The 16,993-nt window shown below is 74.2% G+C and carries 9 protein-coding genes and 1 pseudogene; 7 read left to right on the top strand and 3 right to left on the bottom strand.

All coding sequences use genetic code 11. From position 1 onward, the window contains the following. Positions 1–41 precede the first annotated feature (41 nt). The gene (gene cimA, locus ACIF8T_RS17020) at positions 42–1,646 is read left to right on the top strand and encodes a citramalate synthase (RefSeq protein ID WP_400035700.1); all 1,605 of its coding nucleotides are present in this window, start codon (positions 42–44) and stop codon (positions 1,644–1,646) included. Positions 1,647–1,709: 63 nt separating this feature from the next. On the opposite strand, the gene ACIF8T_RS17015 is transcribed toward cimA, so the two are convergent. Continuing rightward, positions 1,710–3,587, bottom strand: a complete 1,878-nt coding sequence (locus ACIF8T_RS17015; RefSeq protein WP_400035698.1) for a ricin-type beta-trefoil lectin domain protein — start codon at positions 3,585–3,587, stop codon at positions 1,710–1,712. Positions 3,588–3,826: 239 nt separating this feature from the next. Between ACIF8T_RS17015 and ACIF8T_RS17010 the strand changes: the two genes are divergently transcribed. Together ACIF8T_RS17010 and ACIF8T_RS17005 are read left to right on the top strand one after the other, a co-directional pair. Continuing rightward, complete coding sequence (locus ACIF8T_RS17010) at positions 3,827–6,844, top strand: glycoside hydrolase family 3 N-terminal domain-containing protein (protein ID WP_400035696.1); 3,018 nt, start codon at positions 3,827–3,829, stop codon at positions 6,842–6,844. A gap of 116 nt (positions 6,845–6,960) precedes the next feature. Next, positions 6,961–8,334 carry a hypothetical protein gene (locus ACIF8T_RS17005; protein ID WP_400035694.1) on the top strand — a complete coding sequence of 458 codons (1,374 nt, stop codon included), beginning with the start codon at positions 6,961–6,963 and terminating at the stop codon, positions 8,332–8,334. A 26-nt stretch (positions 8,335–8,360) separates the two neighbouring features. Here ACIF8T_RS17005 and ACIF8T_RS17000 read toward each other — a convergent pair whose 3' ends face one another. After that, a complete protein-coding gene (locus ACIF8T_RS17000; protein ID WP_400035692.1) occupies positions 8,361–9,596 on the bottom strand; it encodes an HNH endonuclease signature motif containing protein in 1,236 nt (411 codons plus the stop codon). 103 nt (positions 9,597–9,699) lie between these two features. Here ACIF8T_RS17000 and ACIF8T_RS16995 point away from each other — a divergent pair. Next, a pseudogene (locus ACIF8T_RS16995) lies at positions 9,700–10,284 on the top strand (YdeI family protein). A 144-nt stretch (positions 10,285–10,428) separates the two neighbouring features. Here the strand turns inward: ACIF8T_RS16995 and ACIF8T_RS16990 are convergent. Continuing rightward, on the bottom strand, positions 10,429–10,986 hold the full coding sequence (locus tag ACIF8T_RS16990; protein WP_400035690.1) for a YceI family protein: 558 nt from the start codon (positions 10,984–10,986) through the stop codon (positions 10,429–10,431). 742 nt (positions 10,987–11,728) lie between these two features. On the opposite strand from ACIF8T_RS16990, the gene ACIF8T_RS16985 reads away from it, so the two are divergent. From ACIF8T_RS16985 to ACIF8T_RS16975, 3 genes are all read left to right on the top strand, one after another. Next, positions 11,729–12,583 carry an SDR family NAD(P)-dependent oxidoreductase gene (locus ACIF8T_RS16985; RefSeq protein ID WP_400035688.1) on the top strand — a complete coding sequence of 285 codons (855 nt, stop codon included), beginning with the start codon at positions 11,729–11,731 and terminating at the stop codon, positions 12,581–12,583. A gap of 191 nt (positions 12,584–12,774) precedes the next feature. Next, the gene (locus ACIF8T_RS16980) at positions 12,775–15,207 is read left to right on the top strand and encodes a polysaccharide lyase 8 family protein (RefSeq protein WP_400035686.1); all 2,433 of its coding nucleotides are present in this window, start codon (positions 12,775–12,777) and stop codon (positions 15,205–15,207) included. A gap of 229 nt (positions 15,208–15,436) precedes the next feature. After that, positions 15,437–16,969 carry an acyl-CoA carboxylase subunit beta gene (locus ACIF8T_RS16975; RefSeq protein WP_400035874.1) on the top strand — a complete coding sequence of 511 codons (1,533 nt, stop codon included), beginning with the start codon at positions 15,437–15,439 and terminating at the stop codon, positions 16,967–16,969. Positions 16,970–16,993 lie beyond the last annotated feature (24 nt).

Below are 16,993 nucleotides of genomic sequence, written 5' to 3'. Positions count from 1 at the left end.
CATTCCGGTAGACCGAGATCCCATACAGGAGCCTTCAGATCATGACCGCAACCAGCGAGCTCGACGATTCCTTCCACGTCTTCGACACGACGCTGCGCGACGGCGCGCAGCGCGAGGGCATCAACCTCACCGTCGCGGACAAGCTGGCCATCGCTCGGCACCTGGACGACTTCGGCGTGGGCTTCATCGAAGGCGGCTGGCCCGGCGCGAACCCGCGGGACACCGAGTTCTTCGCCCGCGCCCGGCAGGAGATCGAGTTCCGGCACGCCCAGCTGGTCGCCTTCGGCGCCACCCGCCGCGCCGGTGCCACCGCCGCCGAGGACCCGCAGGTCAAGGCGCTCCTCGACTCCGGCGCCCAGGTGATCACCCTGGTCGCCAAGTCCCACGACCGGCACGTCGAGCTCGCCCTGCGCACCACCCTCGACGAGAACCTGGCGATGGTCCGCGACACCGTGTCGTTCCTCAAGCACCAGGGCCGCCGGGTCTTCGTCGACTGCGAGCACTTCTTCGACGGCTACCGCGCCGACGCCGAGTACGCCAAGGCCGTCGTACGGGCCGCCTCGGAGGCCGGCGCGGACGTGGTCGTGCTGTGCGACACCAACGGCGGCATGCTGCCCGCGCAGATCCAGGCGGTCGTCTCCACCGTCCTCGCCGACACCGGCGCCCGGCTCGGCATCCACGCCCAGGACGACACCGGCTGCGCGGTCGCCAACACCCTCGCCGCCGTCGACGCGGGCGCCACCCACGTGCAGTGCACGGCCAACGGCTACGGCGAGCGCGTCGGCAACGCCAACCTCTTCCCGGTCGTCGCCGCCCTGGAACTGAAGTACGGCAAGCGGGTCCTGCCCGAGGGCCGGCTGCGCGAGATGACCCGCATCTCGCACGCCATCGCCGAGGTCGTCAACCTCACCCCCTCCACGCACCAGCCCTACGTCGGCGTCTCCGCCTTCGCCCACAAGGCCGGCCTGCACGCCTCCGCCATCAAGGTCGACCCGGACCTGTACCAGCACATCGACCCCGAGCTGGTCGGCAACACCATGCGGATGCTGGTCTCCGACATGGCCGGCCGCGCCTCCGTCGAGCTCAAGGGCAAGGAGCTCGGCATCGACCTCGGCGGCGACCGCGAGCTGGTCGGCCGGGTCGTGGAGCGCGTCAAGGAGCGCGAACTGCAGGGCTACACCTACGAGGCCGCCGACGCCTCCTTCGAGCTGCTGCTGCGCGCCGAGGCCGAGGGCCGGCCGCTGAAGTACTTCGAGGTGGAGTCCTGGCGGGCGATCGTCGAGGACCGCCCCGACGGCACCCACGCCAACGAGGCCACCGTCAAGCTGTGGGCCAAGGGCGAGCGCATCGTCGCCACCGCGGAGGGCAACGGCCCGGTCAACGCCCTGGACCGGGCGCTGCGCGTGGCGCTGGAGAAGATCTACCCGCAGCTCGCCGCGCTGGAGCTGGTGGACTACAAGGTCCGCATCCTGGAGGGCAAGCACGGCACCCAGTCCACGACCCGGGTGCTGATCGCCACGTCCGACGGGACGGGGGAGTGGTCCACCGTGGGTGTCGCCGAGAACGTCATCGCGGCGTCCTGGCAGGCCCTGGAGGACGCGTACACCTACGGGCTGCTGCGGGCGGGCGTCCAGCCCGCGGAGTAGGCGCGTCCGGCACGAGCCCCGGCGAGCCGCTCGGACTCGCCGGGGCAGGCCGCCCGCCGGGGGCTACTGCTGCAGCCGCCACTTCTGGTTGGCGGCCCCGGTGCACGACCAGATCTGCGCCCGGGCCCCGTTCGCCGAGGAGTTGTCGGTCACGTCCAGGCACTTGTCCGCCGCAGTGTTGACCACGTCACCGGTCGCCGCGTCGTACGACCACTGCTGCGCGCCGGTGCCGTTGCAGCCGTACAGCTGCGTCTTCGCCCCGTCCGCCGTCGAACCCGAGGCGACGTCCAGGCACTTGCCCAGTGCCCGGACCGTGCCGTCCGCCCCGACGGTCCAGCGCTGGGCCGCCGAGCCGTTGCAGTCGTGGAGCTGCACCGCGGTGCCGTCGGCGGCCGAACCGCCCGCCACGTCCAGGCACTTGCCGGCCAGTCCGGTGAACGACCCGGTGCGGTCCCCGCCGCCCGACGGCGTCCCCGACCAGACGAAGGTCGCCGACGTCCGGCCCGGCAGGGAGTAAGTGGCGTTCTGGCCGCCCCAGTTGACGGTGACCGTGCGCGCGGACGCGGAGTCGTTGTACGCGATCAGCGCCTTGGAGCCGTCCGGGTTGCGCCAGGCCACGTTCGGCACCGCCGAGGACGCCGTGGAGGCGATCCGGTGCGCGCCGGGCTTCACGAACTTCGTCAGGTGGCCCATCGTGTAGTACTCGACGGTGTAGTCGACCTGCCCGTGCCGCGCGTCGCCGTTGTGCACGGTGATCAGCCCGCTGCACGTGCCGCACCCGCCGTTGTGCGGGCCGCGGTCCTGGTCCACGGCCAGGGACCACTTCGTCACCGACTTCGCCCAGTTCCGGGTGTAGTCGATGATGTTCATCATGTCCTCGCGCTGCTGGTGGGCGATCCAGGTGCCGCCCGAGTGCTCGGTGCCGAAGGCGTCCAGCTGCGGGTACCGGTCGTGCACCGCCGTCTGCTTGGCCACGTCGCCGCCGTAGCCGTGCCAGGCGATGCCGCCGAAGTTGGGGTGCGCGCGGACCGCCGCGTCGTCCACGGTCGGGGCGGCGTAGGCGTCGTAGGTGTCCCAGTTCCAGTCGTGCGCCAGGACCTTGGCCGGCAGGCCCGCCGCCTGCAGCTTGGGCAGCAGCTCGTTCTTGGTGAAGTAGGCCAGCCCGGAGGCGTTCCAGCTCATCGACGGGTACCCCGCGCAGCACGTCGGCTCGTTCTGCGCCGTGACGTAGGCGACCGGGATGCCCTGGTCGCGGTAGCCCTGGAGGTACTTCACGAAGTACGAGGCGTACGCCCCGTAGTACTCGGCCTTCAGCCAGCCGCCGTCGAGCCGCCCGCTGTCCTTCATCCAGGCCGGTGCCGTCCACGGCGAGGCCATCACCGTCAGCGCCGGGTTCAGCTGCCGGGCCCGGCGGGTCAGCGGCACCACGTCGGCCAGGTCGTGCGCGAGGGAGAACCGGGTCAGGCCGGGGTCGGTCTGCCCGGCGGGCAGGTCGTCGTAGGTGTAGCCGAAGCGGGCCAGGTCCGAGCCGCCCATCGGATTGCGCAGGAACGACAGGCCGATGCCGTCCGTGGGGGAGAACAGCTTGCGCATGGTCTCGTCGCGGGTGGCCTGGTCGAGCGCCCCGCTGCTGTTCATCAGCCAGGCCGCGGTGTCCGTGAAGGACGCGCCGCCGCCGGTGAAGGTCTGGTAGCGGGTGTTCTCGTCGACGGTGATGTTCTCGCCGCCGCCGCCGGTGCCGGACCGGAAGGCGAACGGGGCCTGCGCCTGCAGACCGCGCACCACGTGGCGTCCGGCGTCGTCGTCCGTGGTGGTGAGCCAGGCGGTGACCTGTTCGCCCGCGGCCTGCGCGGGGGTGGCCGCGGTGACCCCGGCGGCGGTGAGCAGCCCGGCCAGCAGCAGCCCGAGCGTCCGCCGCGCTCTCTTCGTCGGTCCCGTCATGGAGCGCCGCCCTTCTGGAGTGGGGGATGGAGGGGGCGTGCGAGGCGTGAGTAAAGGACTCCTTCGTGAACACGTCAAGGGGTTGTGCGTTCACCTTCCGAACGGACGGCCACCGGCGGGGCGCCGCCGGACGGCTGTGCACCGGTCCTGACGTGAAGTCTTGACGGCGCTGCGCGGCCCCAGTTAACTCACGCCGTGATCTAAGTCGTAAGTGGACTAAGAGAGTAGAGGGACGTTCCATGCGAAGAACCGCCCTGCTCGCCTGTGCCACCCTGCTCACCGGGCTGCTGCCGCTGGCCTCCGCCCGCGCGGCCCCGGCCGACGACCCGGCGCCCGTCCCCGTCGACCGGTTCGAGGGCGAGGTCCCCTTCGCCGGCCCGCCCGCCGGGGGCCTGTTCACCTGGGGCTCCGACACCGACGACCCGCCCGCCCTGGAACTGGCCGCCCGCGCCGACGCCCCGGAGGGCGACAAGGTCCTCACCGGCACCTACGACATCAGCGGCTACGGCGGTTTCACCCACGGCTTCGCCTCCGCCGAGCCCGCCCACGACTGGTCCGCCCACCGGGGCGTCCGCTTCTGGTGGGAGGGCCGCGGCAACGGCCGGAAGATCGCCTTCGAGATCAAGGACGGCGGCGCGCACGGCGAGGCCTCCGAGCTGTGGACGACCTCGTTCACCGACGACTTCACCGGCTGGAAGCGGATCGAGATCCCCTTCACCGACTTCACCTACCGCACCGACTACCAGCCCGTCGGCGGCATCGACCAGGTCCTGGGCCTGACCGCGATGTGGGGGTACGCCGTCACGCTGCCGGCCGGCACCCGGGGCGACTTCGCCCTGGACGGCGTCGAACTGTACGGCCGGGCCGACCAGTCCGCGCGCGCCGCCGTCACCACGGACGCCGCCGTGTACCCGGTGGCGGAGGGCGGCACGGCGGCCGTGGAGGTCACCGTCGCCACCACCGGCGCCGTCCCGCTGACCGAGCCCGTGACCGTCGCCTACGAGACGGCCGGCGGCACCGCCGACCCGGGCCGGGACTTCACCCCGGTCGCCGGGGAGATCACCTTCCCGGCGGGCACGGCCTCCGGCACCACCCGCACCCTGCGCGTCCCCACCCGGAAGGACCGGTCCGCCGAGGCGGCGGAGACCGTCCCGCTGAAGCTCGCCGTCACCGGCGCCAAGCCCCCGGCCGAGACCCCGCAGGTCGTCGTGGACGCGCACGGACTGCCGTACCTGGACAGCCGCCTGCCGGTCGCCCGGCGCGTCGCGGACCTGCTGGGACGCCTCTCCCTGGAGGAGAAGGCCGGCCAGATGACCCAGGCCGAGCGCGGCGCGCTCACCGCACCCGGTGACATCGCCTCCTACGCCCTCGGCTCGCTGCTGTCCGGCGGCGGCTCCACCCCGACGCCCAACACCGCCGAGGCGTGGGCCGAGATGACCGACTCCTTCCAGCTGCGGACCCGGGCCACCCGCTTCCAGATCCCGCTGATCTACGGCGTCGACGCGGTGCACGGCCACAACAACCTGGCCGGCGCCACGATCATGCCGCACAACATCGGCCTGGGCGCCACCCGCGATCCCCGGATCGCCGAGCGGGCGGGCGCGGTGACCGCCGCCGAGACCCGGGCCACCGGCGTCCCCTGGGACTTCGCGCCCTGCCTGTGCGTGACCCGCGACGAGCGGTGGGGCCGGACGTACGAGTCCTTCGGCGAGGACCCCGCCCTCGTCACCTCCATGGAGACGGTGATCCGGGGCCTGCAGGGCCGGGCCGACGGCAGCGACCTGGACCGCTCCGACAAGGTCCTCGCCACCGCCAAGCACTTCGTCGCCGACGGCGGCACCGCCTACGGCTCCTCCACCACCGGCACCTACACCATCGACCAGGGCGTCACCAGGGTCACCCGGCAGGAGCTGGAGGCCGTGCACCTGGCGCCGTACGCCGACGCCGTGCGGCGGGGCGTGGGCACGGTCATGCCGTCCTACTCCTCCCTCGACCTGATCGGCGACGGGCAGGGGCCGGTGAAGATGCACGCCCGCGCCGACATGATCAACGGGGTGCTCAAGGACCGCATGGGCTTCGACGGCTTCGTCATCAGCGACTGGCAGGCCATCGACCAGCTCCCCGGCGACTACGCCTCGGACGTCCGCACGTCGGTCAACGCGGGCCTCGACATGATCATGGTCCCGTACGCCTACCGGGACTTCCGCGCGACGCTGGCCGACGAGGTGCGGGCGGGCCGCGTCAGCGAGCGGCGGATCGACGACGCCGTCGCGCGCATCCTCACCCAGAAGTTCCGGCTGGGCCTGTTCGAGAAGCCGTACGCGGACACCCGCGGCATCGCCCGGATCGGCTCCGCCGCGCACCGGGCCGTCGCCCGGGACGCGGCCGCCGCCTCCCAGGTGCTGCTGAAGAACGCGGGCGGACTGCTGCCGCTGAAGAAGACGCAGAAGGTGTACGTCGCCGGCTCCAACGCCGACGACATCGGCAACCAGAGCGGCGGCTGGACCATCACCTGGCAGGGCGCGTCCGGGGACATCACCCCGGGCACCACGATCCTGGAGGCGATGCGCGGCGCCGGCGGCGACCTCACCTACTCCCGGGACGCCTCCGCGCCCCTGGCCGGCCACGACGTCGGGGTGGTCGTCGTCGGCGAGACCCCGTACGCCGAGGGCATGGGCGACGTCGGCAACGGCCACGACCTGGAGCTGTCCGCCGCCGACCGGGCGGCCGTGGACAAGGTGTGCGGCGCCGTGCGGTGCGTGGTGCTCGTCGTCTCCGGCCGCCCGCAGCTCCTCGGCGACCGGCTCGGCGACATCGACGCCCTGGTGGCGTCCTGGCTGCCGGGCACCGAGGGCGACGGCGTCGCCGACGTGCTCTACGGCCGCCGGCCCTTCACCGGGCAGCTCCCCCTGACCTGGCCGAGGACCGAGGCGCAGCTGCCGGTCAACGTCGGGGACGCCTCGTACGACCCGCAGTACCCGTACGGCTGGGGCCTCACCACGCTGACCGCGGTCCCCGAGGGCGGGGTGGCGACGCTGAAGGCGCTCGGGCGGGCGGCCGCCGCGGCGGAACGCGCGGGCGCCGACGCGACGGGCCGCGCGCTGGTCACCAAGGCCCGGCTCATCGTCCAGCGGCAGGCCGGGCAGGAGATCACGGCGGCGGTGGCCAAGCCGTTCGCCGACGCCGACCACCTGCTGCTGACCGGGAAGTACGGGAAGGCGGTGGCGAAGCTGACGGAGGCGTACCGGGCCGTCTGAGCCGGCCGGGTACGGATGTCGGTCCCGATCCGGGGTACCCCGTGGGAACGTCCCGCGGGAAAGTCCCGGTCGGGACCGATGTCCCTTTCTATGACGATTCGGGTAGTTTCGAACATATGAAGGCCAAGGCCGCATGGACGCGTACCGTGGTACGCCTGCTGATCGTGCCGGTCGCCGCCGTCCTGGCGGTGCTGCTGGCCGGTGCGCCCGGCGCGCACGCGGCCACCGACCTCTCGCGGATCGCCGCGGCGCTGCGCGAGAGTCCCGTCTACGTCGACCCGGCCGCGACGGACATCCTGTCCGAGGCGGACGCCGAGGCACTCGCCGACAAGATCGAGGACGCCGGTGAGCCCGTCTTCGTGGCGGTCCTCCCGGCCGACTACCCGACGCAGAACCTCTTCCGCAACCTGCGCACCGAGACCGGCATCACCGGCCTGTACGGCATCCGCCTCGGCGACCGCTTCGACGCGCGCGCCGACCGCGCGGTGCTGAGCAACCAGGGCGTGCGGAACCTGGTCACGTCCGCGCAGGGCGCGGGCGACGCCAAGGCCCAGCTGAACGACTTCGTCGACGACGCGCTGCGCAGCGGCCTGGGCGGCTCGGCGCCCGGCACCTGGAGCGAGGGCTCCGGCGATGCGGGCGTGCCGGCCGGGACGCTGATCACCGTCGGCGCGGTGCTGGCGGCCGGCGGCGCGGGCGCCTACGCGCTGGCGCGGCGCAACCGGCGCCGGCACGAGGAGGAGCAGCGGGCCGCGCTGGACAAGCTGCGGGTCGTCGTCGACGAGGACATCACCGCCTTCGGCGAGGAACTGGACCGCCTCGACTTCCACCCCGCCGAGCCCGGCGCCGACGACGCGATGCGCGCGGACTACGAACGCGCCCTGGACGCCTACGAGCAGGCGAAGTCCCTGATGGCGTCCGCGCAGCGGCCCGAGGACGTCAAGGCCGTCACCCAGGCCGTCGAGGACGGCCGCTTCTGCCTGGCGCAGCTCGCCGCCCGCCGCGAGGGCCGCCCGCTGCCCGACCGCCGCCCGCCGTGCTTCTTCGACCCGCGCCACGGCCCCTCGGTCGCCGACGCGACCTGGACCCCGCCGGGCGGCACCACGCGCGAGGTCCCGGTCTGCGCGGCCGACGCCACGCGCCTGGCCGACGGCCGCGACCCGATGATCCGCGAGGTCGACACCGAGTACGGCCGCCGCCCCTACTGGGAGGCGGGCCCCGCCTACGGCCCCTGGGCCGGCGGCTACTTCGGCGGCGGCCTCCTCCCCGGCCTCCTCGTCGGCACCATGCTCGGCAGCATGATGGCCGGCCCCGCCTACGCGGCCGACTACGGCGCCGGCTACGGCGACTTCGGCGGCTTCGAGGGCGGCGACGTCTCGGGGGCCGACTTCAACACCGACGACTTCTCGGGCGGCTTCGGCGGCGGAGACTTCGGCGGCGGCGGCGACTTCGGCGGGGGAGGGGGCGGGGACTTCGGCGGGGGCTTCTGACCGCCTGCCGGGGCCGGGGGCAGAGGTCACCCCGTCCGGGGCCCGGACAGCCCGGGCCCCGGACGTTCCGTGAACCTCCTGTGCCGCTCCGCGGCCACCCGGAGCAGTGCCTCCCGCAGGGCGTCCCGGGTGCTCCCGCGGGTCTTGACGGCATGGCAGTTGGGACAGAGCGCCACCATCTGGCTCGGGTGGTCCCGGCCGCCCAGGGCGAGGTCCACCACGTGATCGACCTCCAGTATCGGCTGTCCGCGGTCGGTCACGTCGGAGGGCTGACCCGCGCACCCCGGGTTCTCGCACCGGCCCCGGCTGCGGCTCAGCACCAGAAACCGGGCGGCACGGGAGCGTCCGCGGCTCCGGACGGTCCGCGCGACGCGCTCGCCACGGATCCGCTCCTCCCGCTGCTCGACCAGCAGACAGCCGCGCTCGTACTCGGCCGCGGTGACCAGCCACCGCTCCGGCGGCGCTGCCGACGAGCCGGGAGCGTCCGCCGGCATGACGTCCTCGTCCAGACCCGTGTCGCGCAGCAGCGGGGCGGCGTCGAGGCCTTCGAAGAAGGTGCCCAGCAGTTCGTCCAGCACGGCGAGACGGGTCACGGGGTCCCCGAACAGCGCGTACACCGGCTCGGCCGGGCCGCCGAGCGGCTGATGGGCGGCGAACCACCGGCGCAGCGCCGCGTCCCCGTGGGCGGTGGGCACGGGATCCGGGCACCCGTGCAACGCCCAGATCCCGTCCCGGTGCAACGACGCGACGGGGTAGTCCGGGCGAGGGCGCTCGCCCCGCATGCCGTGCCGGCGCAGGAGATCCGCGAGGGCCTCCTCGGTCGCCGCCCAGGGCAGCAGCCGCGGCTCACCGCGCAGCGCCCGGCCCATGGCCCAGAGCAGCACGATGGGCTTGTAGAGGGCGGGGTGGCCGCCGGAACGATTCACCTTGAGGTGGGTGACGAGGTGCAGCAGTGCGTCACGGCCGCCGGGGCCGTTCGGCTCGGAGTCCTCCGTGAGGGCGTAGCCGAGCTCGCGCAGCAGCCCCGCGGCGTGGGCCGCGCCCCCGGAGAACGCGCTCGCCGCCAGAGGGCTTCTGCCGGGCAGGAACCCGTGGGCGGCACCGACGATCGCCTTGGAGTCGTAGAGCTTCCCCCCGTGCGCCAGCAGGTAGCGACGGGCCCGCCGGAAACCGTAGCGCCGCAGGAAGGCCTCGCGGCCCAGCCGGTCGCACTCGTCGATCGCCTGTTCTATCTCGCGGCGTGTGATGTCGCTCAGCGCCATGGCGGAACCCTAAGGCACGCCACTGACAGCGCATCAGGCCGGGATTCCGGACCGCGTGGCTGCCAGGACGGCACCCGTCCTGCATCCCTCCTGCGGTGGTCCCATGACCTCATCCGGCGGCGCCCGCCCCCTCCCCCTCGCGCCCGTCGCCCGGCTGGACGCCAGGCTCTCCCGGCATCCCGCCCGGCGGTCCCGGTCCCTGGGTGAAGGTGGCCAGGAAGGGGGCGGGGATCGCGTCGGTCACCGCCGCGGAGGTCAATGACGTGGCTCTGTGCCACGGGTGGATCACCGGGCAGCGCAAGGGGCTCGACGGGTCGTTCCACCTGCGGCGGATCACTCCGCGGCGGCCGGGCGGCCGGGCGGCCTGTGGTCCGCGGCCAACGTGCGGCGGGTGGCGGAGCCGGCGGCGGACGGGCGGATGCGGCCGGCGGGGCTCGCCGAGGTGGCGGCCGCGCGGGCGGACGGGCGGTGGGAGGCGGCGTACGTGTCGCAGCAGGAGGCCGTCGTGCCGGACGACCTCGCGGCGGAGCCCGCCCGCCGTCCCGGGGCCCTGGCCCGCTTCGAGGCCCTGGGGCGTACGGACCGGTACCTCGTCATGCTCGGCGTGCTCCGCGCCCGGACCCCGGGGAGCCGGGCCGCCCGGGTCGGGGCCGCGATCGCGGGGCTGGAGGCGGAGAGGGCCGGCTGAAGCGGAGCGGGCGGAGGGCGGTCCCGGGCGGGCGCCGGCGCGGGCGGGCGTCCGCGGGGCGGATACGCCGAGCGCCCGCCTTCCCGTACGGGGGAGTGGAAGGCGGGCGCGCTCGGGGCGTGGCACCGGTCCGGCCGGACGCGGTCACGCGTTCTTGATCGCCGAGACGTCGAAGGCGAGCTTGATCTTGTCGGACACCAGGAAGCCGCCGGTCTCCAGCGCGGCGTTCCAGGTCAGGCCCCACTCGGAGCGCAGGATCGTGGCCCGGCCCTCGAAGCCGACGCGCTCGTTGCCGAAGGGGTCCTTGGCGACGCCGTTGAACTCCAGGTCGATGGTGATCGGCTTGGTCACGCCGAGGATGGAGAGGTCGCCGGTGACGCGGTAGTCGTCGCCCCCGAGCGCCTCCACCCCGGTCGAGCGGAACGTCATGGTCGGGAACTCGTCGGTCTTGAAGAAGTCCGCGCTCTTCAGGTGGCCGTCGCGGTCCGCGTTGCCCGTGTCGATGCTGTCCATCGCGACGTCGAGGGTGGCGGTGGACCGGGACGGGTCGGTGCCGTCCAGGTGCAGCGCGCCGGTGAAGTCGAGGAACTTGCCCTTGACGTTGGTGACCATGGCGTGGCGGGCGGTGAAGCCGATCGTGGTGTGCGCGGGGTCGATCGTGTAGTCGCCGGTCAGGGTGGCCAGGTTCGCGGTGGTGGTCATGGGGTGCTCCTGAGGGGTGAGGGCCGGTAGCCGTTTAAGATTCAACTACCTCAACGGGACCCACCGTAGACCTATTCCGTTCAGCGTTCAACATCTTTGGCGTCTTTGGCGGGGTCTCTCGCCCGGTTCACCGGTCCGGGTGACACCCGGCGCCCGGGCCCCCGGCCGCCGCCCTGGCCGGGCCGCTGCGCCGCGGCACGTCGAGGGGCCGCGGCGAGCGCCGGGAGCGCTTCGCGGGGAAGACCGCCCCGGCCGCGGTCGGCGGCCGCACGGGGCCCGGCGGCCCGCACGCCAGGTCCGGCGACCGGAACCCGCAGGCCAGGGCGGCCGGCCCGCCGCCCCGCCGCCCTGCCGGGTCCCGGACCGGCCGCCCGGTCCCGCCCCCGACCGGGCCGCCGCACGGCCCCGGTACCCGCGGGCGCCTCCCCGCCCTCCTTCGTCCCTCGCCCCGCCCGTACCGCCGCCTGGCCGCACCGGACGGCCCGCACGGGTGGTCTTGCGGCGCGCCGCGCGGGCGAGCGGTGCGGCGCCTTCCGCGCTGCCCGACGGGGCAGCGGCACACGCCGGTCCGGGTGAGCCCCGCTGCGGCGAACGGCCGCAGAACTGGCGCGGTGCGGGCAGGTGGCGGTGTCCTGGAAGACGAGGATCCGCACGACGGGGATCCGTGCCGCGGAACGGACCGGCGACGGTCCGCACCGCGCAGGACGAGACCACGGGACCGACAGCGCAGGGAGACCGACTCGTGACACACACCGGCCCCGGCCCCACCTACGACCCGCCGGCGCACCCCGCACGCCGTCCCGTGGACGCCGCCCCCGACAGGGCGCGGGGCCACGGACCGCGCCCGCGCACGGACCGGCCCGTGGTCCTCGTCACCGGGGCGTCCTCGGGCATCGGCGCCGCCACGGCGCGGCGCTTCGGCCGGCACGGCTGGCAGCTGCTCCTCAACGGACGGGACCGCCGCCGCCTGGAGGAGACCGCCGCCGGCTCCTCGGCCCTCGTGCTGCCCGCCGACCTCGCCGCCCCGGAGGGGCCCCGCCTGCTGGCCGAGTCCGCGCTGCGCGCGACCGGCCGGATCGACGTGCTGGTCGCCGGGGCGGGCATCGGCTGGTCGGGCCCCTTCGTCACCATGCCGCACACGGACATCGACCGGGTGCTGAGCCTGGACCTCAACGCCACGCTGCACCTCGTCCGCGAGGTCCTGCCGTCGATGGTGGCGGCCGGCCGGGGGCGCGTGGTGCTGCTCAGCTCGATCGCCGGGACCCTGGGCGTACGGGAGGAGGCGGTGTACTGCGCCGCCAAGGCCGGGCTGGCCGCCTTCGCCGAGGCGCTGCGGCAGGAACTGCGCGGCACGGGGGTGGGCGTGACGCTGATCGTGTCCGGACCCGTGAGGACGGCGTTCTTCACCCGCCGCGGCAGGCCCTACCAGCGCACCTTCCCGCGCCCCATGTCGGCCTCCCGCGTCGCGGGCGCGGTCTGGGACGCCGTGCGGCACGAGCGGAACGAGGCGTACGTGCCCGGGTGGACGACCCTGCTGGGCCGGGCGCGCGGCATCACGCCCCGGCTCTTCCGGCGCCTGCTCGACCGCTTCGGCTGACACCGCCCCACGGCCCCGACGGGCGGAACGGCGCCCGGCCCCGCCTCCGCCCGGCCCCGCCTCCGCCCCGTCCCGCCTCCGCCCGGCCCCGCCTCCGCCCCGTCCCCCGCTCGCCGCGGCGACCGCGACACCACCCGCCCCCCCGGCGCGGCCCGCCCGGCACCCTCCGCCGGCCCTGGTAGGCCAGGACCGTGACCGCCCAGCCCCCGACCCCCCGCCAGGGCCCGCCCCGCCGCGCCCTCCTGCTCACCGCGGCGGCCCTCGCGGCGGCCGGAGCCACCCGGCCCCAGGCCCTCGCCGCGCCCCGAACCCCCCGGCCCCACCCGACCACCACCGACCCCGCACCGGCCCCTTCGCCCCTCACCGGCCCACCCGCCGAGCTCCCCGCCCCCGACTCCGACCCCGACCCCTGCACCGCCCTGCGCCACCGCTGGCTCGCCCTCGCCCTCGGCACCGGCTACGACCCCGCCGCCGAGCCGTACGCCTCCCGCCTCGCCGAGACCGGCGCGCACGCCCGTGCCCTGCGCGCCGGCATGACCCCGACCCCCGCCTCCCTGTGGCCCGGCCACCCCTTCGACCCGCCCGCCGGCATCACCCTCGCGTACGGCCGCCTGTGGACCATGACCCGGGCGTACGTCCAGCCGGGCACCGGCTCGACCGGCGACCCGGACCTCCTCGCGGCCGTCCTGCGCGGCCTGGACCACCTCTCCGCCACCGTCTACCACCCGGCCACCACCCCCTACGGCAACTGGTGGGAATGGCGGATCGGCAGCCCGCGCCTGCTGATGGACATCACCGCCGCCCTCCACGACGACCTCGGCCCCGACCGCACCGCCGCCGCCTGCGCCGCCGTCCGGCACTTCGTCCCCGACTCCGCGCTCGGCGACCCCTCCGGCACGTCGACCGGCGCCAACCGCGTCGACCTGTGCCGCTCGGCCGCCCTGAGCGGCGTCCTCGGCCGCGACCCGGCCCGGATCGCCCTGGCCCGGGACGCCCTCTCGCCGGTCTTCCGGTACGTCACCCGGGGCGACGGCCTGTACGCCGACGGCTCGTTCGTCCAGCACACCCGGGTGCCCTACACCGGCACGTACGGCCAGGTCCTGCTCGACGGCCTCGCCCGGCTGCTCACCCTGCTCGCCGGATCCCGCTGGGAGGTCACCGACCCCGCCCGGCAGAACGTCCTAGACAGCGTCGAGCACGCCTTCGCGCCGTTCCTGCACGACGGGCTGGTGATGGACGCCGTCAACGGCCGGGCCGTCAGCCGCGGTCTGCTCGTCACCGACGACCGGCGGGTCCCGCGCGGCGACCACTTCCACGGACAGCAGCTCATCGCCGCCATCGTGCTCCTCGCCGGGGCGGCGTCCCCGGTGGAACGCGACCGCTGGCACGCGCTGGTGAAGGGCTGGATCGAACGCGACACCGTCTCCCCGATCCTGACGGCCCGTCAGTACGAGGTCGCCGACCTGGCCCGGCTGCACGCGATCGCCGCCTCGCCCGTCGCGGCGGCGCCCGAGCCCGCCGGGCACCGGATCTTCGCGGCCATGGACCGCGCGGTGCACCGCGGCGTCGGCTTCACCGCCTCCCTCGCCATGGCCAGCGACCGCGTCGCGCACTACGAGTGCGGCAACGGCGAGAACCCGCGCGGCTGGCACACGGGCGCCGGGATGCTCTCCTGGTGGTCCGGCCGCGCGGACCAGTACACGGACTGGTTCTGGCCCACCGTCGACTGGTACCGCCTGCCCGGCACCACCGTGTCGACCCGGCGCCTGCCCGACCGCGCCGGCGGCGAATGGGGCGAGCCCCGGCCGGACGCCCGCTGGGTCGGCGGCACCACCGACGGCGCGTACGCGGCGCTCGGCCAGCACCTGGAGGGCCTCGGCTCCACCCTCCGGGCCCGCAAGTCCTGGTTCTTCACCGCCGACGCGGTGATCTGCCTGGGCGCGGGGATCACCTGCCGCGACGGCGTCCCCGTCGAGACGGTCGTCGACAACCGCAACCTGGGGGAGTCCGGTTCACCGGCCCTCACCCGCGGGCCGGGCTGGGTCCACCTGGCGGACCACGGCGGCTGGCTGGTGCCACAGGGGCGGCTGCGCACGCTGCGCGAGGACCGCACCGGGGCCTGGGCGGACATCAACGCCGCCGGCACGGCCGAGCGCCGCACCCGCCGCTGGCAGACCCTCTGGCTGGACCACGGCACCGACCCCACGGACGCCACCTACGTCTACGTCCTCATGCCCGGCGCCGCGCGCCGCGCGGTCGCCCGCCGCGCCGCCGACCGCCGCTGGCTGACGGTCCTCGCCAACGACGGCGCACGCCAGGCGGTCGCCGTCCCCTCCCTCGGCCTGACGGCCGCCACCTTCTGGCGGGCCGGGACGGCGGGCCCGCTCACCGCGTCGGCCGGCGCGAGCGTGCTGGTCCGCCGCCACGGCCGTACCGCTACCCTCTGCGTGAGCGAACCACCCCGGACGGGCGAACCGCTGGAGATCACCTGGGACCGTCCCGTCGGCGCGGTCGCGCACGCGGACGAGACGGTGCGGATCCTGTCGGCTGACCGCCGTCTGCGCGTCCGTGTCACTCCGGGGGAGGCATGTGCCACCCACCGATGTGACGTCACTCTCAGGTGACGGATTTGTGCGACCCATACAACGCACAGGCCCTCTGAGCAGTCGGAAGGGCTGCATCCCGCCCCGGTTCTGTTCGGTGCTACCAGGAAAACACCCCCGAGACTGTGAGGAGTCGACGGCTCGCTTTCCTCGCCCGGCTTCGTAAGGTCGCTACATGACCGTTTTGGATGATGCGCTGGGTGAGTCACAGGGCGAGACAGCGGGCGAGCCCGCGGACGCGCGCGGACGCGTGGCCGAACTGCACGAGATCCGTGCGCAGGCGCTGGCCGGCCCGAGCGAGAAGGCGACCCGGGCGCAGCACGCCAAGGGCAAGCTGACCGCGCGGGAGCGCATCGAGCTCCTGCTCGACCCGGGCACCTTCCAGGAGGTCGAGCAGCTGCGCCGGCACCGCGCCACCGGCTTCGGCCTGGAGGCCAGGAAGCCGTACACGGACGGTGTGATCACCGGCTGGGGCACGGTGGAGGGCCGCACGGTCTTCGTCTACGCCCACGACTTCCGGATCTTCGGCGGCGCGCTGGGCGAGGCCCACGCCACCAAGATCCACAAGATCATGGACATGGCCATCGCGGCCGGTGCCCCGCTGGTCTCCCTCAACGACGGCGCGGGCGCCCGCATCCAGGAGGGCGTGGTCGCCCTCGCCGGGTACGGCGGCATCTTCCAGCGCAACACCAAGGCCTCCGGGGTCATCCCGCAGATCTCGGTGATGCTCGGCCCGTGCGCGGGCGGCGCCGCCTACAGCCCCGCCCTCACCGACTTCGTGTTCATGGTCCGCGAGACCTCGCAGATGTTCATCACCGGCCCGGACGTGGTCAAGGCGGTCACCGGCGAGGAGATCACCCAGAACGGGCTGGGCGGCGCGGACGTCCACGCGGAGACCTCCGGCGTGTGCCACTTCGCGTACGACGACGAGGAGACCTGCATCGCGGAGGTCCGCTACCTCCTGTCGCTGCTCCCGCAGAACAACCGCGAGAACCCGCCGCGGCACGAGTCCGCGGACCCGGTGGACCGCCGCTCCGACGTCCTGCTCGACCTGGTCCCGGCGGACGGCAACCGGCCGTACGACATGGCCAGGGTCATCGAGGAGATCGTCGACGACGGCGAGTACCTGGAGGTCCACGAGCGCTGGGCCCGCAACATCATCTGCGCGCTGGCCCGGATGGACGGCCAGGTCGTCGGCATCGTCGCCAACCAGCCGCAGGTGCTGGCCGGCGTCCTCGACATCGAGGCCTCCGAGAAGGCCGCCCGCTTCGTGCAGATGTGCGACGCCTTCAACATCCCGATCGTCACCTTCCTGGACGTCCCCGGCTTCCTCCCGGGCGTCGACCAGGAGCACGGCGGCATCATCCGGCACGGCGCCAAGCTGCTGTACGCCTACTGCAACGCGACCGTGCCGCGTATCTCCCTGATCCTGCGCAAGGCGTACGGCGGTGCCTACATCGTCATGGACAGCCAGTCCATCGGCGCCGACCTCACCTACGCCTGGCCGACCAACGAGATCGCCGTGATGGGCGCGGAGGGCGCGGCCAACGTCATCTTCCGCCGCCAGATCGCCGAGGCCGAGGACCCCGAGGCCATGCGGGCCCGCATGGTCAAGGAGTACAAGTCCGAGCTCATGCACCCGTACTACGCGGCCGAGCGCGGCCTGGTCGACGACGTCATCGACCCGGCGGAGACCCGCGAGGTGCTCATCCGCTCGCTGGCGATGCTCCAGACCAAGCACGCCGACCTGCCGTCCCGCAAGCACGGCAACCCGCCGCAGTAACCCGGCGGACCCGTCGCGGCAATC

It is taken from the genome of Streptomyces sp. NPDC085946, assembly GCF_044540485.1.
Lineage (GTDB): Bacteria > Actinomycetota > Actinomycetes > Streptomycetales > Streptomycetaceae > Streptomyces.
Note: the sequence above shows the minus strand (reverse complement) of the source record. Positions and strands in the feature narration are given on the sequence as shown.